This window comes from Mesorhizobium caraganae, from assembly GCF_016836705.1.
Lineage (GTDB): Bacteria > Pseudomonadota > Alphaproteobacteria > Rhizobiales > Rhizobiaceae > Mesorhizobium > Mesorhizobium caraganae.
Window position 1 is genome coordinate 907,241 of the sequence record NZ_JAFCGY010000001.1, and the last position, 26,202, is coordinate 933,442.

The window sequence follows — 26,202 nt, forward strand, 5'->3', positions numbered from 1 at the left end:
CCGGCGAAGGTTCCCTCGGCGATAGGGCCGGCGGGCCGGGTATCGGCCCGCCAGGCACTGTCGTCAGCTCGCCTTCTTGGTGACCAGGGTCAGCGCGCCATTGGTGGTCATGCTGGCGGCGACCACCTGTGCCGAGGTGAGCCCCTTGGCTTCGAGCGCCGACTTGAGCTGCGGTGTCGCATCGATCGAGCTGCGCAGTTTTTGCAGCCCGGCATCGCCGCGCTTGGCGATCACCTGGTTGACCTGCGTCTGGGTGGCCTCAGGCAGCTCGGTGATATCGACGATGTTGACGCTCTGGATCGCCGGCGCCGCCGGCTGAGCGCTAGGTGCGGTTGGTTTCGGTTGCGGCGTCGGCTGCTGCTGGGCGCCGGCTACGGTCGCGGAGGCCAGTGTGGCGGCGGCTGCAAGAACAATGACTTTGCGCATGGATTTTCCTTCCATCGAATGGGCCAGGGATCTGGCAAACGGTTGGTTCGGGGTGACACGCCCACCTCAACGGCCAAATGGGATCAGAAGGTGTCGCCGAGCGGGTCATTGCATGACCATTGGACGGCGACGATGTGGAATTCGGCTGAAGCCAGACCGTTTTGAGGAGCATTGACTGATGGCTAGAATCACCCGCGCAGCCTATGCGCAGATGTACGGTCCCACCGTCGGCGACAAGGTCAGGCTTGCCGACACCGAATTGTTCATCGAGGTCGAAAAGGACCTCACCATCCATGGCGAAGAGGTGAAATTCGGCGGCGGCAAGGTCATCCGCGACGGCATGGGCCAGAGCCAGGTGTCGCGCGCCGGCGGCGCGGTCGACACCGTCATCACCAACGCGCTGGTGATCGATGCCACAGCCGGCATCTTCAAGGCCGACATAGGCCTTCGCGACGGGCGCATCGCGGCCATCGGCAAGGCCGGCAATCCGGACACGCAGGACGGCGTCACCATCATCATCGGCCCCGGCTCCGAGATCATCGCCGGCGAGGGCAAGATCCTCACCGCCGGCGGCTTCGACGCGCATATCCACTTCATCTGCCCGCAGCAGATCGACGAGGCGCTGATGTCGGGCATCACCACCATGCTTGGCGGCGGCACCGGCCCGGCGCATGGCACGCTGGCCACGACCTGCACGCCCGGGCCGTGGCACATGGCGCGCATGATCCAGTCCTTCGATGCTTTTCCGATGAACATCGGCCTGTCGGGCAAGGGCAATGCCTCGTTGCCGGCGGCGCTTGAGGAAATGGTGCTGGGCGGCGCCTGTTCGCTGAAGCTGCATGAGGACTGGGGCACGACGCCGGCGGCCATAGATTGCTGTCTGTCGGTCGCCGACGACTACGACGTGCAGGTGATGATCCACACCGACACGCTGAACGAATCCGGCTTTGTCGAAAACACCGTCGCGGCGATCAAGGGCCGCACCATCCACGCCTTCCACACCGAAGGCGCCGGCGGCGGCCATGCGCCTGATATCATCAAGGTCTGCGGCCTGCCCAACGTCATCCCGTCCTCGACCAACCCGACCCGGCCCTACACCGTCAATACCCTGGCCGAGCATCTCGACATGCTGATGGTCTGCCACCATCTGTCGCCATCGATCCCCGAGGACATCGCCTTCGCCGAAAGCCGCATCCGCAAGGAGACCATCGCCGCCGAAGACATCCTGCACGACATCGGCGCTTTCTCGATCATCTCGTCCGACAGCCAGGCCATGGGCCGTGTCGGCGAAGTGGCGATCCGCACCTGGCAGACCGCCGACAAGATGAAGCGCCAGCGCGGTTCGCTGCCGCAGGAGACCGGCAACAACGACAATTTCCGCGTTCGCCGCTACATCGCCAAATACACCATCAACCCGGCCATCGCGCATGGCCTGTCCAAGGACATCGGCTCGATCGCGGTCGGTAAACGCGCCGATCTGGTGCTGTGGAACCCGGCCTTCTTCGGTGTGAAGCCTGACATGGTGTTGATCGGCGGCATGATCGCCGCGGCCCCGATGGGCGATCCCAATGCCTCGATCCCGACCCCGCAGCCCATGCACTATCGCCCGATGTTCGGCGCCTATGGCAAGGCCAGGACCAATTCGTCGGTGACTTTCGTCTCAAAGGCAGCACTGGAGTCGGGCCTGCATGGCCGCCTCGGCGTCGACAAGCAGTTCGTTGCGGTGGAAAACACCCGCGGCGGCATCGGCAAGCATTCGATGGTGCTCAACGACGCCACGCCGCTCGTCGAGGTCGACCCCGAGACATACGAAGTCCGTGCCGACGGCGAGTTGCTCACTTGCGAGCCGGCAACCGTGCTGCCGATGGCGCAGCGGTATTTTCTGTTTTAGGGTCGGTGCGCCCGCGAAGCATCGGACCCATCATGGACGAGCAAAAGAAACTAGCCCTGATTTCCAGGATGGGCGCGCTGCAAAAATACAATGGCGGCGTCGCTCCGCTTGCCATGCCACTTGTCACTTTGGAAGAATATTTCGATGGAGCTGAGGGCGAAGCCGGATTGCTGTGCAACAGCCCGGAAGAGCCAGACAATGATACGGTTCTGGCGGCATTTCAGTCGATACGAAAAAGGCCTGACGTTCACGACGTTCGAATAGCAATCGTGCAATGTGACGATGGAGAATGGCCGTTCTCGGACAAGGTCGTCATAACAACGCGCGCCAGCGAAGAACACGTCATTGGCTGGCTGCCGTCAGGCTTTGAGCCGGACGAAACCTGGGAGGGAGATGTAGATCATCTGCCCGCTGAGCAGGTTGACGTTCCGGCCGGTTACCGAAAGCTGTGGCTCTGGTATGATTAGCTGCAATTGTCGAAGCAGCCGGTAGAACGGACGAATGGCCACCGAAATCGTCTCTGCCCACGACATCTTCCCGCATATCCGCATCGTCATGGGCATGGTGATCGGGCTTGGAGTCACTCGCCTGCTGTCTGGGCTCGCGCGCATTGTCCAGCATCCCGGCCAATACAGGCTCTACCCCGTGCACCTCGCCTGGGTCGCCTCCATGCTGTTACTGCTGGTGCATTTCTGGTGGTGGGAGTTCGGCCTTTACACCATAGAGGTCTGGACCTTCGGCAAGTACCTGTTCCTGATCTTCTACGCCATCACGCTGTTCCTGCTGTGCGCGCTGCTGTTTCCGGATTCGATGCTCGACTACACCAGCTACGAGGATTTCTTCTATTCACGCCGCGGCTGGTTTTTCGGCCTGCTGGCGACGACCTATCTGCTCGATGTCGTCGACACGCTGCTGAAAGGACCCGAGCATTTCGCCCGGTACGGCAATGAATATCTGTTCCGAACGCCGGTTTTCGTCCTGCTGTGCATTGCCGCCATCCTGGTGCGCGACCGCCGTTTCCACATCGCCTTCGTCGTCGGCACGCTGATCTACCAGGTCTCGTTCATCCTGCGGCTCTTCGACACCATCGTCTGAGCGAGCGCGATGGTCTACGGTCCAGGAGAAAGAGGTTCAACCATGTACAAGGCCATCGGATCGCGTGGATCCCGGGTCAGCCGCGTTCTCTGGATGCTCGAGGAACTCGGTCAGCCCTATGAATTCGTCGAGGTCAAATTGCGCTCGCCGGAAGCCTATGCGCTCAATCCGTCGGGCAAGGTGCCGATCCTCATCGACGGCGAACTGACGGTGACGGATTCGGCGGCGATCTGCGTCTATCTCGCCGACAAACATGCCGACAAGGGCATGGGCGCCAATCCCGGTGTTGCCGGTCGCGCCGAGATGGATTCCTGGATGCATTTTGCCCAGTCGGAGTTCGAGGCGCCGTTGTGGAACAAGTTGCGCCACCGCTTCCTGCTGCCGAAGGAAGTGCGAGTCGATGTCGGCCCAGCCGCCGCCTACGATTTCGCCTCGGAGACCAAGGCGCTGGACCGCCGGCTGGGCGACAAGCCATTTGCGCTCGGCAACCGGTTTTCGGCCATCGATGTGTTGCTGGGCGACATGGGCAACTGGGCCCGTGCCGGAAAATTCCCGATCGAGTCCGAGCGCGTCAACGCCTATTTCGACCGCCTGCTGTCGCGGCCGGCCCGGGCGCGGGCGCAGGCTAATGGTGGAGCTATACGATGAAACTCAACCTCAACACCGACTTCACCAAATTCCCGCGTGCCGTATCGGTGCTGCCTGCCGGCAAAGCCGGAACCGCCGCACCATCTGGCCGTGCCGTTCTGCCCCATGACGAGCGCCATCTGCGCCGCCGCGCCATCGAGCTTGCGGACGGCAGCAAGGTGCTGGTCGACCTGCCCGAGCCTGTCAACCTGAACGATGGCGATCGGCTGGTGCTGGAGGACGGCCGCCATGTCGAAATCACAGCCGCACCCGAAGAGGTCTACGACATCCGCGCTCGCGATGGCGTGCACCTGACCGAACTTGCCTGGCATATCGGCAACCGGCATCTTGCGGCGGCGATCGAGGCCGGCCGTATCCTGATCCTGCGTGACCATGTCATCAAGGCGATGCTGGAGGGGCTCGGCGCCACGGTGCGCGAGGTCTCCGAGCCGTTCAAGCCGGTGCGCGGCGCCTATTCCGGTGGGCATGATCATGGTCACGCGCACGCCGAAGCGCATGCACACAGCCACGCCGAAGCTCACTCTCACTCACATAGCGAATCGCATTCTCATTCCCACAGCCATTCCCATGACGGGCATCATCACGATCATGATTGACCAGCCGTCAGGCATCGCTCTGTTGCGGCTGATGGCCTGGCTGTCGCCGGCCTTTCCCGTCGGTGGCTACTCTTACAGCCATGGTCTCGAGCGCGCCGTGCATGACGGATTGGTGGCTGACCGTGAAAGCCTCGCCGGCTGGCTTGAGACGCTGGTCGAAATGGGCTCGGGCTGGAACGACGCGGTGCTGTTCACAGAGGCCTGGCGGCGCGCCCGCGACGACGGCGACCTCGATGAGATTGCCGATCTCGCCGAAGCGCTGGCAGGGTCGCACGGGCGCCACATGGAAACCATGCTGCAAGGCGCCGCCTTCCTGAAAGCGGCCTCGGCATGGCCCAATCCGGTGCTGGAGCGTTTGCCGGCCGAATGCGCCTACTGTGTCGCTGTCGGCGCCGTTGCCGGCGGCAACGGCATCGCGCTTCAGGACGCGCTGTCAGCCTTCCTGCAGGCCTTCTTCTCCAACCTCGTCCAGGCGGCGATCCGGCTCGGCGTCGTTGGTCAGAGTGGAGCTACGGTGCTGCTCGCCGGCTTCGAGCCGCTGGCGCTGGCGACCGCCGCGCGAGCGGCTGGCTCGACATTGGACGATCTCGGCGGCTGCGCCTTCCTCTCCGACGTCATGGCGATGAAGCACGAGACGCAATATTCCAGGCTGTTCCGCTCATGACCACGCTCGCCTTCGCCCTTTCGGCCGTCCTGCTGCTGATCACCGCGCTGCATGTCTATTGGGGCCTTGGCGGCATCTGGCCGGGCAGGGACGGTGCTTCCTGCGCCCACGCCGTCGTCGGCTTTCGCGGCGTCGACGAAATGCCGACGCCCCTTGCCTGTTTTGCTGTTGCCGCGTGCCTGTGTCTGGCAACGCTGTGGCCGCTGGCGCTTGAAGACGTCTTTGCTTCGCCTTTTCCCAGGGAAGGCCTTGCCGCCACAGCGCTGCTCATCGGGCTGGTGTTTCTCGGCCGCGGTGTTGCCGGCTTCACGCCCTGGTGGCGCCGGCTGGCGCCGGAGCAGCCTTTTGCGCGGCTCGATACCAGTCTCTATTCGCCGCTGTGCCTTTTGATCGGGCTCAGCTTCGCAATTCTCGCCATAACGGAGTTTTAGGCATGACCCAGGCCAACGGTCCCCTTCGCATCGGCATCGGCGGCCCCGTCGGCTCCGGCAAGACGACGCTGACGGAAAAGCTCTGCAAGGCGCTGCGCGACGACTTTTCCATCGCCGTGGTCACCAACGACATCTACACCAAGGAAGACGCCATGATGCTGGCCCGCCTGCAGGCGCTGCCGGAAGACCGCATCGTCGGCGTCGAGACCGGCGGCTGCCCGCACACCGCCATCCGCGAGGACGCCTCGATCAATTTGCAGGCGATCGCCGGGCTGAACAAAAGATTTCCCGACCTCGACATCGTCTTCATCGAATCCGGTGGCGACAATCTTGCCGCCACCTTCTCGCCCGACCTTGCCGACTTGACCCTCTATGTCATCTCGGTCTGCCAGGGCGAGGAAATCCCGCGCAAGGGCGGACCTGCAATCACCCGCTCCGATTTCCTCATCATCAACAAGAGCGATCTCGCGCCCTATGTGAACGTCAACCTTGATGTCATGGAAAGTGACGCCGCCCGCATGCGCGGCAAGCGCCCGTTCGGCTTCACCGACCTGTCGCGCGGCAAGGGCCTGCAGGCGGTCATCGACTTCATCGTCGAGCATGGCGGGCTGCAGTCGGCTCGCACGGCGGCCTGACGCAAGACAGCCTGACCCAGCAGTTTGCCGTTGCTGGCCACGGTCGGGCGCGGCATTCTCTCGAAAACGGAGGTTTTCAGATGAGCATCGCCCGCCTGCAGAAGGAAACGCTGACCAACCTGCCCTACTACGAAGAGCGCGTCGATCTCGCCGCTGCCTTCCGCTGGACGGCGCGGCTCAACATGCATGAGGCGGTGGCCAATCATTTCTCGCTGTCGGTCAACGAGGACGGCACCAAATTCCTGATGAACCCAAACCAGGTGCATTTCTCACGCATCAAGGCGAGCGACCTTCTGCTGATCGACGCCAACGATCCCGAGACGTTGTCCGGCCCGAATGCGCCGGACCCGACCGCCTGGGGCCTGCACGGCGCCATCCACCGCAACGTCCCGCATGCGCGCTGCGCCATGCATGTGCATTCGATCCACGCCACCGTGCTGGCATCGCTGGCCGATTCGACCCTGCCGCCGATCGACCAGAACTCAGCAATGTTCTTCAACCGCCATGTCGTCGACGCCCATTATGGCGGCCTGGCCTTCGAGGAAGAGGGCGAGCGTTGTTCGCAGCTGCTCACCGACCCCAAGGTCAAGGTGATGGTGATGGGCAATCATGGCGTGATGGTCATCGGCGATACCGTCGCCGATGCCTTCAACCGCATGTTCTATTTCGAGCGCGCCGCCGAAACCTACATCAAGGCGCTGTGGACCGGCCGTCCGCTGCGCACGCTCTCCGACGCGGTTGCCGAAAAGGCCGCCAGCGAAATGGACGACTATCCAGGCCAGGCCGAGCGTCATCTTGCCGAGCTCAAGGCGATCCTCGACGAGGAGGTGCCGGTTTACCGGAGCTGAGCGATCATTTCGCAACGCCGGTAGTTGGCGAAACCATCAACACAGCCACTTTCTCCCCGTCACTATACGGGGAGAAATGTCCGGCAGGACAATGAGGGGCAGCGCCAAGGTTTCAGAAATCAGCATCTGGACGTCGACGCTTTCCCAAGTCAGCGCCGCCCCTCATCCGCCTGCCGGCACCTTCTCCCCGTATAGTGACGGGGAGAAGGGATCTCCTCAGAGCCCCAACTGAGCCCGCAACTCTTCCGCGCTGTTGATTACAACAGCGCCCGGCGGGCCTGCCATTGGCGCCTCCGGCCAGAAGATCGTCCGCATCCCCGCGGCCAGGCCGGATGTGGCGCCGGTCACGCTGTCGTCGACCGCCACCGCATCCGCAGGATCGACGCCGGCCAGCCACGCGGCACGCAGGAAGGGCTCGGGATGCGGCTTGCCTTCGCGCACATCGTTGCGGCTGATCGTGCGCATGCCGGGATAAATCAGGCCGACCGCGCTCAGATTGGCGTCGACGATCACCCGGTCGGAATTGGACACCACCGCCTGCTGCACGCCGAGCGCGCGCAATGCGTTGAACACCTCGATCGCGCCGGGGCGCGGCTTCAGCGTCTCGGCCATCGGCAGATAGTGGTCGTATTTGCGCACGATCCAGTCGTCGAAGGGCAGGTCGAGGCCGAACTCGCTGCGCAGCATCTCGTAGACCGGTCCGGCGGCGATGCCCAGCACCCGCTCATGCAGGTCGACCGGCGGCGCGATGCCGACGCTGCGCAGCGCCGCCACCAGGGCGGCCTCATGCAGCGGCTCGCTGTCGACCAGTGTGCCGTCCATATCCCAGAAAACCGCTTTCGGCGTCATGCGCGAGGCTCCTTTTGCCGATCCCCTTAAAGCGTTTGTACCGGGAGATAAACCGCCGAAGCCATGTGCAGGCGATTTTGGCCGTGGCGATTGCCTCGTCGCAATCGGGTCAACGCGGCAAGCAATTGCCCTTTGCATAGACAATTGCGCACCGGCCCATTCCCTGCAAGACTATAGGCTTCGCCCAAAAGGGGCGGGCCTGGGAGGAAGACTTTGAATTCGCGGCAGGACGGCGGCAGCAACAGGCTGGATGAGGCGGCGCGCGCCGGCTGGCTATATTATGTTGCCGGCAACACGCAGGACCAGATCGCCACCACGCTCGGCATTTCCCGGCAGACAGCGCAGCGGCTGGTGTCGCTGGCGGTGTCGGAAGGGCTGATCAAGGTGCGCGTTGATCACCCGATCGCCAACTGCCTCGACCTTGCCGCACGGCTGAGGTCGCGCTTCGCGCTCGATTTGGTCGAAGTGGTGCCGAGCGATCCGACCTCGTCCTCGACCACGATCGGCATTGCCGAGGCGGCCGCGGCCGAGATCGAGCGGCGGCTCAGGTCGCCGACGCCGATCGTCATGGCCATCGGCACCGGCCGCACGCTGAAGGCGGCGATCGAGCAGCTGCCGCCGATGGAATGCTCGCAGCACAAGGTGGTGTCCTTGACCGGCAACATCTCGCCCGACGGTTCTGCCGCCTTCTACAACGTCATCTTCACCATGGCCGACAGGGTCAAGGCGCGCTCGTTCCCGATGCCGCTGCCGGTCATCGCCTCGTCGCCCGAAGAGCGTGAAATGCTGCTCGCCCAGCCGATGATCCAGCCGACGCTGGCGCTGGCCGCGGAAGCCGACGTCACCTTTGTCGGCATTGGCGATCTCGGCCCGAAGGCGCCGCTCTACGAGGACGGCTTCATCTCGGAAAGTGAATTGAAGGCGCTGCAAAAGGCCGGCGGCGTCGCCGAGATCGTCGGCTGGGTGTTCGACCGGGAAGGCCGCATGATCGAGGGCATCACCAACGACCGGGTATCGTCGGCCGCGTTGCCGTCACGCGAAAAATCGCTCGTCATTGCGCTCGCCATGGGCGAGCGCAAGCTGCCGGGCATTCTGGCGGCGGTGAACCGGCGGCTGGTCAACGGCCTCATCACCGACGAGCGGACCGCCACGGCCCTGCTCGACAGCGCCTGAGCTGGCGATAAAAATCGGCACGGCTATTTGTGCCGGCCGCAAACGTCGTTTCCATCGAGGAAACCCATGTCGCGCTGCAAATGCGGCGACAGGTCCCTGACGTCGACATAGCCGCGCTTGCGGCTCACCAGCAGCGAAAATTCGTGCGCCAGCACGGAAAACCAGCTCTGCGCCGGGGTTGAATGGAGCTTTTGCTGTACCGTGGTCATGATCTTCAGCCTCCGCTATGCTTGAACTGGATTGATCGTCGGCACCAGATATCGGTCTGATCGGCTCCGGCTTCCAATCAAACGTCGATCATGACCCATAAGGAGGGCTTATGCCCGAACTCAAGGCACCACAGCTTGCCCAACTGCCACCGCTGCAGGCCATCAGGGTGTTCGAAGCCGTCGCACGGCATCTATCCTTCACCAAGGCCGCGGAGGAACTGGGCATGACCCAGGCCGCCGCCAGCTATCAGATCAAGCTCCTTGAAGAGCGCATCGGTTCGCCGCTGTTCCTGCGTCAGCCGCGCCAGATCGTGCTGACCGAACCCGGCCAGCGCCTGGCGCCCGCCGTCAGCGAGGCGTTCAGTCTGATCAGCAGCGCGTATTCGGCCGCACGCGGCGGCGCCGATGGCGTGCTTTGCGTGTCGACGCTGCTGACCTTCGCCTCGAACTGGCTGGCGCAGCACCTCGGCTCCTTCCAGCTGTCGCATCCGTCGCTGGCGGTGCGTGTCGATACCTCGAACAGGGTCATCGATTTCGCCCGCGAGGACGTGGACATTGCCATCCGCTCCGGCAGCGGTAAATGGCCGGGGGTCGAAACCCATCTTCTGTTCAAGGCCGATTTCACGCCGGTGCTCAGCCCGGCGCTCGCCGCCAGCATTGGTGGCGTCCACGAACCGGCCGACCTGTTCAAACTGCCCATTCTCGATCCCACCGACATATGGTGGCGGGAATGGTTCGCCCTTGCCGGCGTGCCGGCGGACGAACTTGCCAATCGCACCGGCACCAGCATGGGCGCGCAGGCCTATGAGGCGAATGCGGCGATCGCCGGCCATGGCGTGGCGATCCTGACCACGGCGCTGTTCAAGACCGAGCTCGCCGCCGGCCGCCTGATCCAGCCCTTCGACCTGGTTGGCGACGACGGCCACGCCTATTGGCTGGTCTACCCGACAGCCCGCCGCAACGTGCCGAAGATAAAGGCCTTCCGGGACTGGATACTGGCTGAGATCGCCTGCGCTTAAGGCCCGAGCAATTCGCGGAATGGTTCCGGGAGTGAACTCTGCAAGGTCTAGTCGCAAAACTTCGCTTTTCGGGGACAAGCAGCCGTAGAGGCAATCGGCCGGGAAGTTAGGCTGCGCAAGGACGAACCAAACTGGATCCGGGTGACGGAAACGCTGACCAGGGCCAAGCAAATTCGCGACGGCAGTGTTTTCGAATATTCCGTCGGAGGCTATCCGGCCCACGGCTGAGGGTTTGCCTAGCTCCGTTATTGATGGGGTTGCGATGGCTGGCAACAAGCCGGTCTGGTAAATCGCGCCCGACAGCTACCCTCCCAATCCATCGAATATTCCCTCTCCACCCGACGCCGCGCGGTGCCCGCGTGCTGCGCTGCAGCATCGAATCCGGCTTGACATAATTAATGCCAAGTGAGTAATTGCTCAGCACCAAGGCAAATGCTCATCTTGGTTCATGGGAGGAATTTGATGAAACTTCGCACGCTCACTTTGGGCTTGTTGTCGGCCAGCGCTTTTGCTTTCGCCGCGCATGCCGAATCCATCACCATTGCCACCGTCAACAACGGCGATATGGTCCGCATGCAGAAGCTGACGGACGACTTCACCAAGGCTAACCCCGACATCACGCTCAACTGGGTCACGCTCGAAGAGAACGTGCTGCGCGAGCGCGTCACCACCGACATCGCCACCAAGGGTGGCCAGTATGACGTGATGACCATCGGCACCTACGAGGTTCCGATCTGGGCCAAGCAGAGCTGGCTGTTGCCGCTCGACAAACTCGGCGACGACTATGACGCAAAAGACATCATCCCGGCCATCGCCGGCGGCCTGTCGGTCGACGGCAAGCTCTATGCAGCACCGTTCTACGGCGAAAGCTCCTTCGTCATGTACCGCAAGGACCTGATGGAGAAGGCAGGGCTGACCATGCCCGACGCCCCGACCTGGGACTTCATCAAGCAGGCCGCCGACAAGATGACCGACCGCGCCAATGGCGTGAACGGCGTATGTCTGCGCGGCAAGGCCGGCTGGGGCGAGAACATGGCCTTCCTGACCGCCATGTCGAACTCCTTCGGTGCCCGCTGGTTCGACGAGAACTGGAAGCCGCAATTCGATCAGCCGGAATGGAAGAACACGCTGCAATTCTATGTCGACCTGATGAAGGCCGACGGTCCTGAGGGCGCCTCGTCCAACGGCTTCAACGAAAACCTGGCGCTGTTCCAGCAGGGCAAGTGCGGAATGTGGATCGACGCCACCGTCGCCGCCTCATTCGTCTCTGACCCGAAAGCTTCCACTGTCGCCGACAAGGTCGGTTATGCTCTTGCTCCCGACAACGGTCTGGGCAAACGCGGCAACTGGCTGTGGGCTTGGTCTCTGGCCATCCCCGCCGGTACGCAGAAGGCTGATGCGGCTCAGAAGTTCGTCTCCTGGGCGACCTCGAAGCACTATGCCGAGCTCGTCGCGGCGAAGGAAGGCTGGGCCAACGTTCCTCCGGGCACGCGCTCCTCGCTCTACGCCAATGCCGAATACCAGAAGGCGGCTCCGTTCGCCAAGATGACGCTGGACTCCATCAACGCCGCCGACCCGACGCATCCGACCGTCAAGCCGGTGCCCTATGTCGGCGTCCAGTTCGTCGCCATCCCTGAGTTCCAGGGTCTCGGCACCACCGTCGGCCAGCTCTTCTCGGCGGCGCTTGCCGGCCAGTCGAGCGTCGACGATGCGCTCAAGCAGGCCCAGGACGCCGCCACGGCAACGATGACCGAAGGCGGTTATATCAAGTAAGGCTCCTCCCGGTGCCGACTGCCGGCCGCCTTCCTGGCCGGCAACGGCCGCCCGAATCCCAGTTCGGGCGGCCTCTTTCACACACTTGAAAATTTGGCTGACCTTGAAGGGTGACCGTCATGGCTACTCAGCAGACTCGTTCGCTTGCCCGTTTCATGATGGCGCCATCCGTGGTGCTGCTGTTCGTCTGGATGATCGTGCCGCTGGTCATCACCCTGTGGTTCTCCTTCCAGCAGTACAATCCGCTCAATCCGATCCGCGACGGGTTCGTCGGCTTCTCCAACTACGCGCTGTTCTATTCCAACCCGGCCTTCCTGCAGTCGATCCTCAACACGCTTGTTCTGGTGGGCAGCGTGCTGCTGATCACCGTCATCGGCGGCATCCTGCTGGCGCTTTTGATCGATCAGCCGATGTGGGGACAGGGGATCGTGCGCATCCTCGTCATCTCACCGTTCTTCGTCATGCCGCCGGTGGCGGCGCTTGTCTGGAAGAACATGATCATGCATCCGCAATACGGCGTCTTCGCCGACATTGCGCGCTTCTTCGGGGCTCAACCGATCGACTGGTTCGGGCAGCATCCGATGATGGCGATCATCATCATCGTCGCCTGGCAATGGTTGCCTTTCGCGACGCTTATCCTTTTGACTGCCCTGCAGTCACTTGACGGCGAGCAGAAGGAAGCCGCCGAGATGGACGGCGCCGGCTTCGTCAGCCGCTTCATCTATCTGACGCTGCCGCACATGTCGCGCGCCATCACCGTCGTCATCCTGATCCAGACCATCTTCCTGCTGTCGGTCTATGCCGAGATCCTGGTCACCACCAATGGCGGCCCCGGCTACGCCTCCACCAACCTGCCCTTCCTCGTCTACCAGAAGGCATTGCTGGAGTTCAAAATCGGCCAGGCATCCGCCGGCGGTGTCATCGCCGTCATTCTCGCCAACATCGTCGCCTTCTTCGCCATGCGCGCAGTCGGCAAGAACCTGGACAAGTAAGGGAGGATACGATGGCACGTGCAGTCACCACCCAACACAAGGTCATTGCGACCGGCGCCGCCTGGATCGTCGCGCTGCTGATCTTCTTCCCGATCCTCTATACGATCATCACCTCGTTCAAGTCGGAGCAGGAGGCCATCCAGGGCTTCGCCCTGATCCCGTCGGGGACGTTCGAGAGCTATACCGAGGTCCAGGCGCAGAGCGGCTATTTCAAGTTCTTCTTCAACTCGGTGCTGCTCTCGGTCGGCTCGACCATCCTGGCCCTGATCGTCGCGGTTCCGGCCGCCTGGTCGATGGCCTTCTCGCCGGGCAAACGGACCAAAGACATCCTGATGTGGATGCTCTCGACCAAGATGATGCCGGCGGTCGCGGTGCTGTTCCCGATCTACCTGATCTTCCGCGACACCGGCCTGCTCGACAGCCGCATCGGCTTGATGGTCATGCTGATGCTGATCAACCTGCCGATCGTGATCTGGATGCTCTACACCTACTTCCGCGAAATCCCTGGCGAAATCCTCGAAGCGGCGCGCATGGACGGCGCTACACTGTGGGGCGAGATCGCCTATGTGCTGACCCCGATGGCGGTACCAGGCATAGCGTCGACCATGCTCCTCAACATCATCCTGGCATGGAACGAAGCGTTCTGGACCATCCGTCTGACCACCACAGAGGCCGCGCCGCTGACGGCCTTCATCAGTTCGTTCTCAAGCCCGCAAGGCCTGTTCTGGGCCAAGCTATCGGCGGCCTCGACGCTGGCGATCGCCCCGATCCTGATCATGGGCTGGTTCAGCCAGAAGCAGCTGGTGCGCGGCCTGACGTTCGGAGCCGTGAAGTAAACCGAAACTGCCTGAAGCAACCGGCTGAAGCAATTCCAGGAAAAGTGTGTAGCGGTTTTCCGTCCGGAATTGCGTAAACCAAATAGTTACCCCTCGGGGAGGAAACCATGGGAAACATCACGCTCAAGAACGTCTCCAAGCATTTCGGATCGACGGTCATCATTCCAGGCCTTGACCTGGTCATTGAGAATGGCGAGTTCGTCGTCTTCGTCGGTCCGTCGGGTTGCGGCAAGTCCACGCTGCTGCGCCTCATCGCCGGCCTTGAGGACACCAGCGGCGGCACCATCAACATCGATGGCCGCGACGTCACCGGCGAGGCGCCGGCCAAGCGCAAGCTGGCCATGGTGTTCCAGTCCTATGCGCTCTACCCGCATATGACGGTGGCCAAGAACATCGGCTTCCCGCTGAAGATGGCGGGCGAGGATGTGGCGACGATCGACAAGAAGGTGAAGGACGCGGCCCGCGTGCTCAACCTCACCAACTACCTCGAGCGCCGGCCCGGCCAGCTCTCCGGCGGCCAGCGCCAGCGCGTCGCCATCGGCCGCGCCATCGTGCGCCAGCCCTCGGCCTTCCTGTTCGACGAACCGCTGTCCAACCTTGATGCCGCACTGCGCGGCACCATGCGGCTGGAAATCAGCGAGCTGCACCATCAGCTCAAGACGACGATGATCTACGTCACCCACGACCAGATCGAAGCCATGACCATGGCTGACAAGATCGTCGTGCTCAACGCCGGCAACATCGAACAGGTCGGCTCGCCGATGGAGCTCTACAAGTCGCCGAAGAACCTGTTCGTGGCCGGCTTCATCGGTTCGCCGAAGATGAACCTGATCGAAGGCGCGCCGGCCGCCAAATACAACGCCAAGACCATCGGTATCCGTCCCGAGCACATGAACATCTCGACCACGGCGGGCGACTGGAAAGCCACTGTTGGCGTTGCCGAACATTTGGGATCCGACACCTTCCTGCACGTCCAGGCCGATGGCGTCGGCACGCTGACCGTGCGCGCCGACGGCGAAATGCCTGTCCGTCACGGCGACACCATCTACCTCACGCCCGACAAGGTTCGGATGCATCGCTTCGGCCCCGACGGAAAGGCACTGACGCAGTGAGGCTGAAAGGCAAATCGGCGCTGATCACCGGATCTGCGCGGGGCATAGGCAGGGCCTTCGCCGAAGCCTATGTGCGCGAGGGCGCGACCGTCGCCATTGCCGATATCAATCTGGCGGCTGCCGAAAAGACAGCCTCCGAGATTGGCGCCAAGGCCTATGCGGTCAGGCTCGACGTCTCCGACCTCGCTTCGATCGAGGCGGCGGTCAAGGCGGTCGAGACAAGAACCGGCGGCCTCGACATACTGATCAACAACGCCGCTTTGTTCGACCTGGCGCCGATCATCGAGATCACCAAGGCGAGCTACGACAAATTGTTTTCGGTCAATGTCGCCGGTACGCTGTTCATGCTGCAGGCCGCAGCCCGCTCAATGATCGCACGCGGCAAGGGCGGCAAGATCATCAACATCGCGAGTCAGGCCGGACGGCGCGGCGAGCCGCTGGTCGCCGTCTACTGCGCCACCAAGGCCGCGGTCATTTCGCTCACCCAGTCGGCAGGGCTCGACTTGATCAAGCACCGCATCAACGTCAATGGCATCGCGCCGGGCGTCGTCGACAGCGACATGTGGGATGAGGTCGACGCGCTGTTCGCCAAGTATGAGAACCGGCCGAAGGGCGAGAAGAAGCGGCTGGTCGGCGAGGGCGTGCCTTACGGCCGCATGGGCAAGCCGGAGGACCTGACCGGCATGGCCGTGTTCCTGGCCAGCGATGACGCCGAATACATCGTCGCCCAGACCTACAATGTCGATGGTGGCCAGTGGATGAGTTGAGGGGCGAAGGCACTCTTCTCCCCGTCCCTCCACGGGGAGAAGAGGCCGGGATTACGCAGGCCGCAGCCCGGCCAAAGGGTAAAAGCAGATGACCATGAAACTCTCTTCCTCCATCCTCGCCAAGCTTCCCCCAGAGGTCGCCGGCCCGAAATACGATCGCACTGCGCTCAAAGCCGGCATCGTCCATTTCGGCGTCGGCAATTTCCATCGCTCGCACCAGGCTGTCTATCTCGACGACCTCTTCAACGCGGGCATTGGCCATGATTGGGCGTTGATCGGCGCCGGCGTCTTCGAGGGCGAGAAAATCGGCCGTTCCAAGTTGCAGGAACAGGACTGGCTGACCACCGTGGTCGAGCAGGATTCCGACCATATGAGCGCCCGCGTCACCGGCGTCATGATCGACTTCCTAACGCCCGGCGATGCGGATGCCATCATCGACCAGCTTGCCGATCCCGCCATCAAGATCGTATCGTTGACCATCACCGAAGGCGGCTATTTCATCGATCCGGCCTCCGGCAAGTTCAACCCGACCCATCCCGACATCGTCGCCGACGCGCAGGCCGGCACGACGCCGAAGACGGTGTTCGGCCTCATCCTGGCCGGCCTGATGCGCCGCCGCGCCGACGGCATCGTGCCGTTCACAGTCATGTCCTGCGACAACATCCCCCACAACGGCCATGTCACGTCGGACGGCGTCATCGGCCTTGCCCGCCTGATCGACGAAGATCTGGCCAACTGGGTCAGCGACAACGTCGCCTTCCCGAATGGCATGGTCGATCGCATCACGCCGGCCACCTCCGATCGCGAGCGCGGCATCCTGGCCACGGAGTTCGGCCTCGAGGACAATTGGCCGGTGTTCTGCGAGCCGTTCAAGCAATGGGTGCTGGAGGATCATTTCACTGACGGCCGTCCGCCGCTGGAGAAAGTCGGCGTCCAATTCGTCAAGGACGTCGCGCCTTACGAGCTGATGAAGATCCGCATCCTCAATGGCGGCCATGCCACCATCGCCTATCCAGCAGGACTGATGGACATCCATTTCGTCCACGAGGCGATGCAGGAGCCTCTGGTGCGCGGCTTCCTCGCCAAGCTCGAACATGACGAGATCATTCCGACCGTGCCGCCAGTGCCGAACACCGTGCTGGAGGACTATTATCAGCTCATCGAGCACCGCTTCTCCAACCCGAAGATCGGTGACACCATCCGAAGACTTTGCCTCGACGGTTCCAACCGGCAGCCGAAATTCATCATCCCGACCATCGCCGACCGGCTGAAAGCCGGCAAAAGCGTTGCGGGTCTCGCGCTGGAATCGGCACTGTGGTGCCGCTACTGCTTCGGCACCACCGACAGCGGCGCCGTCATCGAGGCCAACGATCCGAGCTGGGACCGGCTGCAGGCCACCGCCAAGGCGGCGAAGGACAAGCCCGGCACCTGGCTTGCGATGGAGGACATCTATGGCGATGTCGGCCGCTCGGCGCCGTTTGCCGAGGCCTTTGCCCATGCGCTCAACGTCTTGTGGGCGAATGGTGCGCGCGCGACGCTGACGCGCTACATCGCCGGCAAGCTCTGACGCGAGCCGCAATGACGCCCGAACTGGTCATCTTCGACTGTGACGGCGTGCTGGTCGACAGCGAGGCGCTGTCAGTCTCGGCCCTGCTTGGCATGATCACGGCTGCCGGCGGTTCGGTCAGCGAGGACGCCGCCTACGAGCACTTCCTCGGCAAGAGCATGAAAAGCGTGCGCGAAATTCTCGGCCGCGATTTCGCGATCGACATCACCGACGGTCAGCTGACCGACATGCGCGTCGAACTGATGCGCAAATTCCGCGAGGAGCTGAAGCCGATACCCGGGATCAGGGAGGTCCTGCCGAAACTGGGCGCACCTTGCTGCGTCGCCTCCTCGGGCACGCTCGACCGCATCCGCTATGCGCTCGACGTCACCGGCCTGCTCGGCCTGCTCGAGCCGCATCTGTTCAGCGCCGCCATGGTCGCGCGCGGCAAGCCGGCGCCGGATCTTTTTCTCCACGCCGCCGCCTCGATGCGGGCCCATCCGAGCAGCTGCCTTGTCGTCGAGGACAGCCCGGCCGGCATCGCCGCGGCCCGGGCCGCCGGCATGCGCGTCTTTGCCTTCACCGGCGGTTCGCACGCCGGCAACCCGGCCTTGAAAGCGCGGCTTGCGTCGAGTGAACCGGACTTTATATTCGCTGACATGCTGCAATTGCCCGATCTGATTGCAGGCCTGGGAGCGAGAGTAAAAGCATCTTGACGAAAAGCTTCGTTTGCGCGGTCGATGTCGGCACCGGGAGCGCCCGCGCGGGCATTCTCGACACGTCAGGCACCTTGCTCGGCCGCGCCGAGCATCCGATCGTCATGAACCAGCCGAAGGCTGATCACGCCGAGCACAATTCGCAGGATATCTGGTCGGCAGTGTGCATTGCGGTGCGCGCGGCGCGCGAAAAGGCCGGCGTGTCAGCTGAAGACATTGTCGGCATGTCGTTCGACGCCACCTGCTCGCTGGTGGTGCTGAACAGGGATGGCGGCCAACTCAGCGTGTCGGTGACGGGCGAGCGGCGCTGGGACACCATCGTCTGGCTCGACCACCGCGCCATTGCCGAAGCCGACGAGTGCACGGCAAGCGGCCACGCCGTGCTCGACTATATCGGCGGCGTCATGTCACCGGAGATGGCGACGCCGAAGCTGATGTGGCTGAAGCGCAATCTGCCCGGCACATGGCATGAAGCCGGCTATCTATTTGATCTCACCGATTTCCTGACCTGGAAGGCGACCGGTTCGCTGGCGCGTTCGCAATGCACGCTGACCGCCAAATGGACCTATCTGGCGCACGAAGAAACCGGCTGGCGTCGCGACTTCTTCGAGACTGTCGGGCTAAGCGATCTGTTCGAGCACGGCAACCTGCCGGAGAAGGCGAGTGCGGTCGGCGCCGATATCGGCACGCTCTCGGCAGAAGCGGCCACCGAGCTTGGCTTGACGGAAAACTGCCGGATGGGCGCCGGCGTCATCGACGCTTATGCCGGCGCGCTCGGCGTGCTCGGCGGCTTTGCCGGCGATCAACAGAATATCGGCCGGCATCTGGCGCTGATCGCCGGCACGTCGAGCTGCGTCATGGCGATGTCGCCCGACCCGCAGCCCTTTGCCGGCGTCTGGGGTCCTTACTATGGCGCGGCACTTCCAAAACTGTGGCTGTCGGAAGGCGGCCAGTCGGCCACCGGAGCTCTGCTCGACCATATCATCCGCTGGCATGGCGCCGGCGGCGAGCCGGACGCCGCCATGCATGCCAAGATCGCCAGACGCGTCGCAGAACTGCGCGCGACAGAGGGCGACAAGCTCGCCGCCCGGCTGCACGTGCTGCCGGATTTTCACGGCAACCGCTCGCCGCTTGCCGATCCGCATGCCGTCGGCGTGGTCAGCGGGCTGACGCTGGATTCCTCCTTCGACAGCCTGTGCAAGCTCTACTGGCGCACCGCCGTCGGCATCGCGCTCGGCGTGCGCCATGTGCTGGAGGCGCTGAACGAGAATGGCTATCTCATCGACACGCTGCATGTCACCGGCGGCCACACCAAGAACCCGCTTTTGATGGAGCTTTATGCTGACGCCACTGGCTGCGCGGTGATCGAGCCGCTGGCCGACGAAGCGGTGCTGCTCGGCACCGGCATGGTCGCCGCCACCGCCGCTGGCCTGTTTCCGGACCTGAACGCCGCCTGTGTCGCCATGCAGCAAGGCGGCAGAACGCGCGCCTCGAACCCGGCCGCGTCAGGCCGTTTCGACCGCGACTACAAGATTTTCCTCGAAATGCACCGCCAGCGGCAGGCGCTCGACGCCATCAGCTAGGCTTCTGCGCTTTGCGCAAGGATACACCTGACGTCGCGTCGAACAGGTGGACGCTCTCCTCCTCGAATGTATAACGCACAGGCGCGCGCAACGCCGGGCATTCGCGGGCCGGCACCAGCGCGCTGACCTCCTTGCCGCCACAGGCGAACGTCACCAGCGCGTCATTGCCATGGAACTCGATGAGATCGGCAGTGCCTTGCAGGAGGTTGGTGCTGTCCCCGGCGTCGGCGGTCTTCAGGTCCGGAGGCCGGACCCCAAGCACCGCGCGATGGACGCCTCCCAGGTCGAAGCCGGAGCCTTCGATGGAAAAGGTCGTGCCGGCACCCGTCAGCGCCCAGCGGTCGTCCTTCCGACCGACCGCCACGTCGATGAAATTCATATTCGGTGTGCCGATGAAGCCGGCGACGAACAGATTGCCCGGCTGCCTGTAAATCTCGGCCGGCGAGCCGATCTGTTCGATGACGCCGTCCTTGAGCAAAACGATGCGGTCCGCCAGCGTCATCGCTTCGAGCTGGTCGTGGGTGACGTAGACGGTGGTGGTCTTCAGTGACTGATGCAGCCGGGCGATCTCGACCCGCATGTGGTTGCGCAGCTTGGCGTCGAGATTGGACAGCGGCTCGTCGAACAGGAACACCTTCGGCGTCTTGATCATGGCGCGCGCAATCGCCACGCGCTGCTGCTGGCCGCCGGAAAGCTCCGTCGGCTTGCGGGCGAGGTAAGGTTCGAGGCCCAGCGTCTTGGCCACCGCCTCGACCCGCTTCTGGATCTCGGCCGCGGGCACCTTCTGCCGCTTGAGGCCGAAGGCGATGTTGTCGAAGATCGTCATGTGCGGGTAGAGCGCATAGTTCTGGAACACCATGGCGATGCCGCGATCGCCGGGTTCGAGATCGTTGACCACTCTGCCGCCGATCGACACCTCGCCGCCGCTGATATCCTCCAGCCCGGCCAGCATCCTCAACAAGGTCGACTTGCCGCAGCCGGAAGGCCCGAGGAAGACGACGAACTCATGCTCCTCGATCGAGAGATTGAGATCGCGGATGACGGTGGTGGCGCCGTAGGCCTTGTCGACATGGGAGCAAACGATCGCGGACATGATCAGCCCTTCTCGCCGGTAAGCAGGATTTGCAGCTTGACGTCTTGCGGGTTGCCTTGCGCCGCCCGCTCGAAGGCCTCGATGCTGTCGGCAAAAGCATAAGTGCCGGTGATCAGCGGCTTGAGGTCGACCTTGCCCGAAGCGATCAGCTGCAGCGCGCGGTCGAAGATGTTGGCGTAGCGGAACACCGTCTCGATGCGCACTTCCTTGGAGATTGCCGCCGGAACGTTCAGGCTGACCGGCTCGACCGGCAACCCGACCAGCACCACAGCGCCGCCTGGACGCACGACATCGAACAGATCGGCGAAAGCCTTAGGGCTGCCGCTCGCCTCGAAGACGATGTCCGCGCCCCACTTGTCGGTAGCAGCCGCTACGGCATCAGCCAGCGATTGCTCGCCGATATTGACCGGCACGATGCCGGCATATTGCGCGGCGATCTCGAGCTTGGGGGCGGAGAAATCGGAGATCAGCACTTTCGAGCAGCCGCCGGCAAGGGCGGCAAGCGCGATCATGATGCCGATCGGTCCGCAGCCGACGACAACGGCGACATCGCCCGGCACGATGCGGGCGCGGCTGGCCGCCTGCATGCCGATGGCAAAGGGCTCGACCATTGCCCCTTCGGCGAAAGAGACATTGTCCGGCAGTCTGTAGGTAAAGGCGGCCGGGTGCACCGCTTGAGGAGCAAGCACGCCATGCACCGGCGGTGTCGCCCAGAAGCTGACGTCGGGGTCGACATTGTAGATGCCGAGCCTTGTCGCGCGCGACGACAGGTTCGGCACGCCGGGCTCCATGCAGACGCGGTCGCCGACCTTGAACGTCTCCACATTGGCGCCCACCTCGACGATCGTTCCGGAGGCTTCATGGCCGAGCACCATAGGTGCCCGCACGACATAGCTGCCAATGGCGCCATGCGTGTAATAGTGCACGTCGCTGCCGCAGACGCCGACCGTGTGGATGGCGATTTTGACATCGTCCGGTCCGACGTCGAGCGGCAGCGCGATTTCGCGCAACGACAGTTCGCCTTTTTTCTCAAGCACCAGTGCCCGCATCGGTCAGTCCTCGCATCAAGTCTTTTTTTGCCGGAAAACAGAATTCAGAAAGCCGCTGAGCACGCCGAGGAACAGCAGCGGCGGCAGCGACAACAGCACGACCGAGGCGTTGAGGATGCCCCATGGCACGTTCATGCCTTGCTGGGACAGTTCGGAAGCGACGATCGGCAGGGTCTTGGCGTTGGAGCTCGACAGCATCAGCGCGATCAGGAATTCGTTCCACACCAGCACGAAGCTGAAGGCGACGGCCCCGATCAGCGAGCGCGCCGCAACCGGCAATGCGATCCGCCAGAACACCGAATAGGCCCCGTAGCCATCGACAAAGGCCGCTTCCTCGATTTCCTTCGGCACTGCCTGGAAGGCAGGGATGGCGAGCCACATAATCACCGAGATGGTGAGCAGCGAGTAGGTGACGATCAGCGCCGGCAAAGTGTCATAGAGCCCGATCTGCAGCCAGATCACCATCAATGGAATGGCGACCGCGACCGGCGGCAGGAAGCGCAGCGACAAAACGAAGAACTGGATGTCGCCGGCGAAGCGGTTGGGATAGCGCGCCACCGTGTAGGCCGCCGGCAGCCCGAGCACGACGCCGATCAGCACCGCGCAGCAGCAGGCGATGACCGAATTGTAGAGCCCGGTCATGACGCTGTCGCGGCCGATAATGTAGCGGATGTTGTCGAATGTCGGCGAAAACACCAGGCGCGGCACGCGGGTGATGATGTCGACATTGTTCTTCAGCGAATTGAGTGCGGTCCAGGCGAGCGGAAACACCGCCATGAAGCCGGCAAAGGCCAGAATGGTCTTGCCGATGATCAGGCCTAATCTTGTGCGATGGGGCCTCATGCCTGCACCCGCTTCCACAGCATGGTGAAGGTGATGACGGTTGCGATCATCATCAGCACCGCCATGGCCGAGGCGTAGGACACCTTGCCGGATTCGATGAAGCCCTGCGAGAAGGCGTACATGTCGAGCGTCTCGGTCGCCACGCCCGGCCCGCCGCGCGTCATCACATAGATCAGGTCGAAGGAACGCAACGACTCGATCATCTTGACGAACATCAGGCTGATCAGCGGCGCCTTCAGCATAGGCAAGGTCACATAGGCATGGATCTGCCAGCGTTTGGCGTGGTCGAGCCGCGCCGCCTCGATCGGCTGCGGCGGCAAGGTCTCCAAAAGCTTCAGCACGATGACGGCGAAGAACAGTCCCCACTGCCAGACATCGACCGAGGCAACGGCAAACAGCGCCGTCGACGGCTTGGACAGCGGATCGAAGATCAGTCCACCGGTGATGAGCCGGTAAGGGTAGGTGGCGATGCCGTAGAGCGGATGATAGGCGAACTTCCACACGAAGGCTGCCGATACGCGCGGCAACAGCACCGGGATGATGAACAGCAGACAGTAGATGTTGCGCAGCCGCGGCGACGCCACTTCGAACATCAGTACGCCGAGCCCGATCGCCACCACCATTGTTGCCACCACGGTGACGATTTCCCATTTCACCGACACCCAGACGGCGTTGAGGAAACGCCGGTCGAGGAACAGATCGATGAAGTTCGACAACCAGACCCAGGAATAGTCCGACGAGCTCAGTTCGCGGTTCTGCAAGGCGATGACGATGGCATAGAGCGTCGGCACCATCGACAGCACCAGGAGAATGGCGAGCGTCGGAACCAGAAACGTCACGGGCAGGGAAGAGCGTCGGCGCATTGCCTATCCTCGGGCTGTGCCTTTTCGGGAATGCGGGAGACCCGCGGCGCACAGGTCCCGGCATCCTACCGAATGCCGTGGACCGCGCGCCGCGGGCGGGAGGATTACTTCTTCTTCACCAACTCGTTGGCGTAGGCCTCGAGTTCGTCGAGACCGCCCTTGACGTCGGTGCGTGTGCCGGTGACCAGCTCTTCCAGGATGATGCCCCAGCGGTCGCCGAGATCCGGCCAGCGCGGATCCTGCCAGAAGTTCACCGCCGTCACCTTGCCGGTCTCGGCAAGTGCCTGGCCGAGATCGGCGCCATAGATGTCGGCGAACTCCTTGCTGGACAGGATGCTGGTGCGGTTGAGCTCGCCGAACTGGTGCGCGTCGAGCCGGCGCTTCTCATTCTCCTTCGACGTCGCCCAGGCAATGAACAGGCCGGCGCATTTCTTCGAGGCGTCATCGGCATTGGCCTTGGCAGCAATGGCAAGACCATGACCATAACCGCCGCCGGTCAGCGGCGAAGGGGGTGGCAGGAAGCCGATCTTGCCGACCACTTGCGACGTCTTCGGGTCGACCGCCATGCCCGACAGGGGCGTCGATTCGACGAGGATGGCGACCTGGCCCGACAGGAACGCGCCGGTCGATTCGTCCCAGCTGCCGGTCTGCGTGCCGGGCGCGGAGTCCTTGAACAGCTTAAGGTAGGTCTCGGTCGCCTTGACCGCGGCCTCTGAATTGAAAGCCGGCTTGTCGCCATCGAACCACTTGCCGCCATAGGCTTTGAAGAACGGCATCCAGCGCCAGACATTGGCGCCCGAGCCGCGCGCGCCGCGCAGCGCAATGCCGTACATGCCCTTGTCCGGATCGGTCAGCTTCGGAACGTCAGCGATCAGCTCGTCCAGCGTCTTCGGCGGCTGGATGCCGGCGGCTTCCAACACATCCTTGCGGTAGACCATCAGATCGCCGCCGCCGGTCAGTGGTGCGAACCACACCTTGCCGTCATAGGTGGCGACCTTCTGCCGGCCCGGATCGAAATCGGCATAGTCATAGTCAGCCGGATAATAATCGGTCAGCGGCACGATCCATTTCGACGAGGCGAACAGCGCAACATTGGCTTCGTCGACATAATAGACGTTGTAATTGCCGACGGTGGAGGCGTCGGCGCGCGACTTTGCGCGGCGATCGTTCTCGTTGAGATAGTCGATCTGGAAGCTGGCGCCGGCGAGTTTCTGGAATTCGTCCTTGGACTCCTCCAGCAGCGTCAGGCCGTCACGCGGCTGGGCCAGCACCTTGACCGGCGCCGAACAGACCGGCGCCGCCAGCGCCATGGTCGAGACGGTGGTGGTGAGCATGAAAGCTGCGCTCAAGCTCGCAGCGAGCCGAATTGGTTTCATTGATTTTCTCCTCCAGGAACAGTCGCAGGAAGCGGAAGTCCTCGGTTTGCGCGATCCTCGCCATCGCCCGAGTGACAAGCCACCCATCGCCAAAATGAGGAGTTGCTAAAGGCCGCGCTAGGAGCCCCGTTGCAGCAGACCTGTACTTTTATGCATTGTGCGCTGCAAAATCGGCTCCACGGAGACGGTGTCCGTCAGGTGAGTACCGATGGGCCGGGAAAGGCGGTTTCAGGCACGCATCGTCAGCCGCTGCCGCGACAGCTTGCGATAGGATGACGGTGTCATCTTGTGCTTGCGCAGGAAGGCGCGGTTGAAGTTGGAGATGTTCATATAGCCGACCTGGAAGCAGATGTCGGTGATCGGAATATCGGTGTCCGCCAGCAGCTTGCAGGCCTGCCAGAGCCGGAGCTTGGCGATGTGGTCGCTGAAGGAGTTGCCGGTGTTCTTCTGGAAGAAGCGTGAAAACGTGCTTTCGCTCATGCCGGCCAGTTCCGCCACCTCCGGCAGCTTCAGGTCCTCGGCGAAATGCTGGAACAGATAGGTCAGCGTGCGCTGGATGATGTCCAGCGAGGTTGCATCGAGGGCGGGTGAGAAATCCGGCGACGACAAAAGCTCGTATTCGTCGGTCCTGGCCAGCAGGTCGACCAGTTCGAGGAACAGGCAGAGCCGGGCCAGCCCATGCACCGTGCCCATCCGCTCCATCAGCGCGGCGCCTTCAAGCGCGGTGCGGCCATGGAAGACAATGCCGCGCAGCGACCGCTCCAGGAACGGCTCCAACTCGCGCAGCTCCGGCAACAACCCGGCCGATCCGCGCAGCCGCTGCGGGTCGAATTGCAGCACGATGTCGCGTCCCTCGATCAGCTCGCCCGGCTGCACCGCCGTTACCCAGTCATGCGGCAGCCCGCCGCCGACGATGGTCAGGTAGCCCGGTCCGAACTCGCCGATATGGTCGCCGACCAGCACGACGCCGGAGGATTTCCGCAAAAGATGGATTTCGTATTCCGGATGGAAATTCCAGACATTGCGCTCCCAGGGATAGTCGTCCACGCGCCACAGGAAACTGTCGCTCGCCTCGGTCACGATATGCTCGAAGGCAGGCACCGTGCGCGGGATCGCGGCCGTGTTCTTTCTGCGCCTGAATGCCATCGTCTGCTCTCCGGGCGAAATCC

The 26,202-nt window shown here is 63.1% G+C and carries 28 protein-coding genes; 19 read left to right on the forward strand and 9 right to left on the reverse strand.

The window, feature by feature from the left end; genetic code table 11:
• Nucleotides 1–63: 63 nt before the first annotated feature.
• Nucleotides 64–426, reverse strand: a complete 363-nt coding sequence (locus tag JQK88_RS04540; RefSeq protein ID WP_192255269.1) for a hypothetical protein — start codon at nucleotides 424–426, stop codon at nucleotides 64–66.
• 178 nt (nucleotides 427–604) lie between these two features.
• On the opposite strand from JQK88_RS04540, the gene ureC reads away from it, so the two are divergent.
• The 9 genes from ureC (at nucleotide 605) to JQK88_RS04585 (ending at nucleotide 7,234) form a co-directional block, all read left to right on the forward strand.
• Nucleotides 605–2,317 carry an urease subunit alpha gene (ureC, locus tag JQK88_RS04545; RefSeq protein WP_376740367.1) on the forward strand — a complete coding sequence of 571 codons (1,713 nt, stop codon included), beginning with the start codon at nucleotides 605–607 and terminating at the stop codon, nucleotides 2,315–2,317.
• A gap of 32 nt (nucleotides 2,318–2,349) precedes the next feature.
• Nucleotides 2,350–2,784, forward strand: a complete 435-nt coding sequence (locus JQK88_RS04550) for a YfbO family protein (protein WP_112559987.1) — start codon at nucleotides 2,350–2,352, stop codon at nucleotides 2,782–2,784.
• Nucleotides 2,785–2,818: 34 nt separating this feature from the next.
• Nucleotides 2,819–3,412 carry a hypothetical protein gene (locus JQK88_RS04555; protein WP_192255267.1) on the forward strand — a complete coding sequence of 198 codons (594 nt, stop codon included), beginning with the start codon at nucleotides 2,819–2,821 and terminating at the stop codon, nucleotides 3,410–3,412.
• Between the two features lie 42 nt (nucleotides 3,413–3,454).
• The gene (locus tag JQK88_RS04560) at nucleotides 3,455–4,060 is read left to right on the forward strand and encodes a glutathione S-transferase family protein (protein WP_203277604.1); all 606 of its coding nucleotides are present in this window, start codon (nucleotides 3,455–3,457) and stop codon (nucleotides 4,058–4,060) included.
• Nucleotides 4,057–4,656, forward strand: a complete 600-nt coding sequence (gene ureE / locus JQK88_RS04565; RefSeq protein WP_192255263.1) for an urease accessory protein UreE — start codon at nucleotides 4,057–4,059, stop codon at nucleotides 4,654–4,656. The genes JQK88_RS04560 and ureE overlap by 4 nt, the downstream gene beginning before the upstream one ends.
• Nucleotides 4,649–5,320: an urease accessory protein UreF gene (locus JQK88_RS04570; protein ID WP_192255461.1), complete on the forward strand. Its 672-nt coding sequence runs from the start codon at nucleotides 4,649–4,651 to the stop codon at nucleotides 5,318–5,320. Before ureE ends, JQK88_RS04570 begins: the two co-directional genes overlap by 8 nt.
• Entirely contained in the window at nucleotides 5,317–5,751 is a 435-nt protein-coding gene (locus JQK88_RS04575; RefSeq protein WP_203277605.1) for a DUF3995 domain-containing protein, read from the forward strand. Before JQK88_RS04570 ends, JQK88_RS04575 begins: the two co-directional genes overlap by 4 nt.
• Before the next feature lie 2 nt (nucleotides 5,752–5,753).
• On the forward strand, nucleotides 5,754–6,386 hold the full coding sequence (ureG, locus tag JQK88_RS04580; protein ID WP_203277606.1) for an urease accessory protein UreG: 633 nt from the start codon (nucleotides 5,754–5,756) through the stop codon (nucleotides 6,384–6,386).
• 80 nt (nucleotides 6,387–6,466) lie between these two features.
• The gene (locus JQK88_RS04585; protein WP_203277607.1) at nucleotides 6,467–7,234 is read left to right on the forward strand and encodes a class II aldolase and adducin N-terminal domain-containing protein; all 768 of its coding nucleotides are present in this window, start codon (nucleotides 6,467–6,469) and stop codon (nucleotides 7,232–7,234) included.
• Nucleotides 7,235–7,450: 216 nt separating this feature from the next.
• Here JQK88_RS04585 and JQK88_RS04590 read toward each other — a convergent pair whose 3' ends face one another.
• The gene (locus tag JQK88_RS04590) at nucleotides 7,451–8,083 is read right to left on the reverse strand and encodes an HAD family hydrolase (RefSeq protein ID WP_203277608.1); all 633 of its coding nucleotides are present in this window, start codon (nucleotides 8,081–8,083) and stop codon (nucleotides 7,451–7,453) included.
• A gap of 213 nt (nucleotides 8,084–8,296) precedes the next feature.
• Between JQK88_RS04590 and JQK88_RS04595 the strand changes: the two genes are divergently transcribed.
• Nucleotides 8,297–9,256 (forward strand): sugar-binding transcriptional regulator, encoded by a 960-nt coding sequence (locus JQK88_RS04595; RefSeq protein WP_112559996.1) that lies wholly within the window; start codon nucleotides 8,297–8,299, stop codon nucleotides 9,254–9,256.
• Nucleotides 9,257–9,279: 23 nt separating this feature from the next.
• Here the strand turns inward: JQK88_RS04595 and JQK88_RS04600 are convergent, their stop codons facing one another.
• Nucleotides 9,280–9,465 (reverse strand): hypothetical protein, encoded by a 186-nt coding sequence (locus tag JQK88_RS04600; RefSeq protein WP_192255251.1) that lies wholly within the window; start codon nucleotides 9,463–9,465, stop codon nucleotides 9,280–9,282.
• Nucleotides 9,466–9,575: 110 nt separating this feature from the next.
• On the opposite strand from JQK88_RS04600, the gene gcvA reads away from it, so the two are divergent.
• The 9 genes from gcvA (at nucleotide 9,576) to JQK88_RS04645 (ending at nucleotide 19,809) form a co-directional block, all read left to right on the forward strand.
• On the forward strand, nucleotides 9,576–10,484 hold the full coding sequence (gene gcvA, locus JQK88_RS04605; RefSeq protein ID WP_203277609.1) for a transcriptional regulator GcvA: 909 nt from the start codon (nucleotides 9,576–9,578) through the stop codon (nucleotides 10,482–10,484).
• Between the two features lie 462 nt (nucleotides 10,485–10,946).
• Entirely contained in the window at nucleotides 10,947–12,257 is a 1,311-nt protein-coding gene (locus JQK88_RS04610; RefSeq protein ID WP_112560000.1) for an ABC transporter substrate-binding protein, read from the forward strand.
• A gap of 119 nt (nucleotides 12,258–12,376) precedes the next feature.
• Nucleotides 12,377–13,249, forward strand: coding sequence for a carbohydrate ABC transporter permease (locus tag JQK88_RS04615; RefSeq protein ID WP_112560001.1), 873 nt, complete (start codon nucleotides 12,377–12,379; stop codon nucleotides 13,247–13,249).
• 11 nt (nucleotides 13,250–13,260) lie between these two features.
• On the forward strand, nucleotides 13,261–14,085 hold the full coding sequence (locus tag JQK88_RS04620; RefSeq protein ID WP_112560002.1) for a carbohydrate ABC transporter permease: 825 nt from the start codon (nucleotides 13,261–13,263) through the stop codon (nucleotides 14,083–14,085).
• A gap of 107 nt (nucleotides 14,086–14,192) precedes the next feature.
• Nucleotides 14,193–15,197, forward strand: coding sequence for an ABC transporter ATP-binding protein (locus JQK88_RS04625; RefSeq protein WP_112560003.1), 1,005 nt, complete (start codon nucleotides 14,193–14,195; stop codon nucleotides 15,195–15,197).
• Nucleotides 15,194–15,964, forward strand: a complete 771-nt coding sequence (locus JQK88_RS04630; protein ID WP_192255247.1) for an L-iditol 2-dehydrogenase — start codon at nucleotides 15,194–15,196, stop codon at nucleotides 15,962–15,964. Before JQK88_RS04625 ends, JQK88_RS04630 begins: the two co-directional genes overlap by 4 nt.
• A gap of 88 nt (nucleotides 15,965–16,052) precedes the next feature.
• Nucleotides 16,053–17,531 carry a mannitol dehydrogenase family protein gene (locus JQK88_RS04635; RefSeq protein WP_203277610.1) on the forward strand — a complete coding sequence of 493 codons (1,479 nt, stop codon included), beginning with the start codon at nucleotides 16,053–16,055 and terminating at the stop codon, nucleotides 17,529–17,531.
• A gap of 11 nt (nucleotides 17,532–17,542) precedes the next feature.
• On the forward strand, nucleotides 17,543–18,226 hold the full coding sequence (locus JQK88_RS04640; protein WP_203277611.1) for an HAD family hydrolase: 684 nt from the start codon (nucleotides 17,543–17,545) through the stop codon (nucleotides 18,224–18,226).
• A complete protein-coding gene (locus tag JQK88_RS04645) occupies nucleotides 18,223–19,809 on the forward strand; it encodes an FGGY-family carbohydrate kinase (RefSeq protein WP_203277612.1) in 1,587 nt (528 codons plus the stop codon). Before JQK88_RS04640 ends, JQK88_RS04645 begins: the two co-directional genes overlap by 4 nt.
• Here JQK88_RS04645 and JQK88_RS04650 read toward each other — a convergent pair.
• The 6 genes from JQK88_RS04650 to JQK88_RS04675 all read right to left on the reverse strand — a co-directional run bounded on the left by JQK88_RS04650 (nucleotide 19,802) and on the right by JQK88_RS04675 (nucleotide 26,179).
• On the reverse strand, nucleotides 19,802–20,902 hold the full coding sequence (locus JQK88_RS04650) for an ABC transporter ATP-binding protein (protein ID WP_192255239.1): 1,101 nt from the start codon (nucleotides 20,900–20,902) through the stop codon (nucleotides 19,802–19,804). The genes JQK88_RS04645 and JQK88_RS04650 overlap by 8 nt on opposite strands.
• A gap of 2 nt (nucleotides 20,903–20,904) precedes the next feature.
• Nucleotides 20,905–21,951, reverse strand: coding sequence for an NAD(P)-dependent alcohol dehydrogenase (locus tag JQK88_RS04655; RefSeq protein ID WP_192255237.1), 1,047 nt, complete (start codon nucleotides 21,949–21,951; stop codon nucleotides 20,905–20,907).
• A gap of 15 nt (nucleotides 21,952–21,966) precedes the next feature.
• Complete coding sequence (locus JQK88_RS04660) at nucleotides 21,967–22,794, reverse strand: carbohydrate ABC transporter permease (RefSeq protein WP_203277613.1); 828 nt, start codon at nucleotides 22,792–22,794, stop codon at nucleotides 21,967–21,969.
• On the reverse strand, nucleotides 22,791–23,657 hold the full coding sequence (locus JQK88_RS04665; RefSeq protein WP_192255234.1) for a carbohydrate ABC transporter permease: 867 nt from the start codon (nucleotides 23,655–23,657) through the stop codon (nucleotides 22,791–22,793). The genes JQK88_RS04660 and JQK88_RS04665 overlap by 4 nt, the downstream gene beginning before the upstream one ends.
• 104 nt (nucleotides 23,658–23,761) lie before the next feature.
• Nucleotides 23,762–25,033 (reverse strand): ABC transporter substrate-binding protein, encoded by a 1,272-nt coding sequence (locus tag JQK88_RS04670; RefSeq protein ID WP_203277614.1) that lies wholly within the window; start codon nucleotides 25,031–25,033, stop codon nucleotides 23,762–23,764.
• Nucleotides 25,034–25,261: 228 nt separating this feature from the next.
• Nucleotides 25,262–26,179, reverse strand: a complete 918-nt coding sequence (locus JQK88_RS04675; RefSeq protein ID WP_203277615.1) for an AraC family transcriptional regulator — start codon at nucleotides 26,177–26,179, stop codon at nucleotides 25,262–25,264.
• Nucleotides 26,180–26,202: the final 23 nt, after the last annotated feature.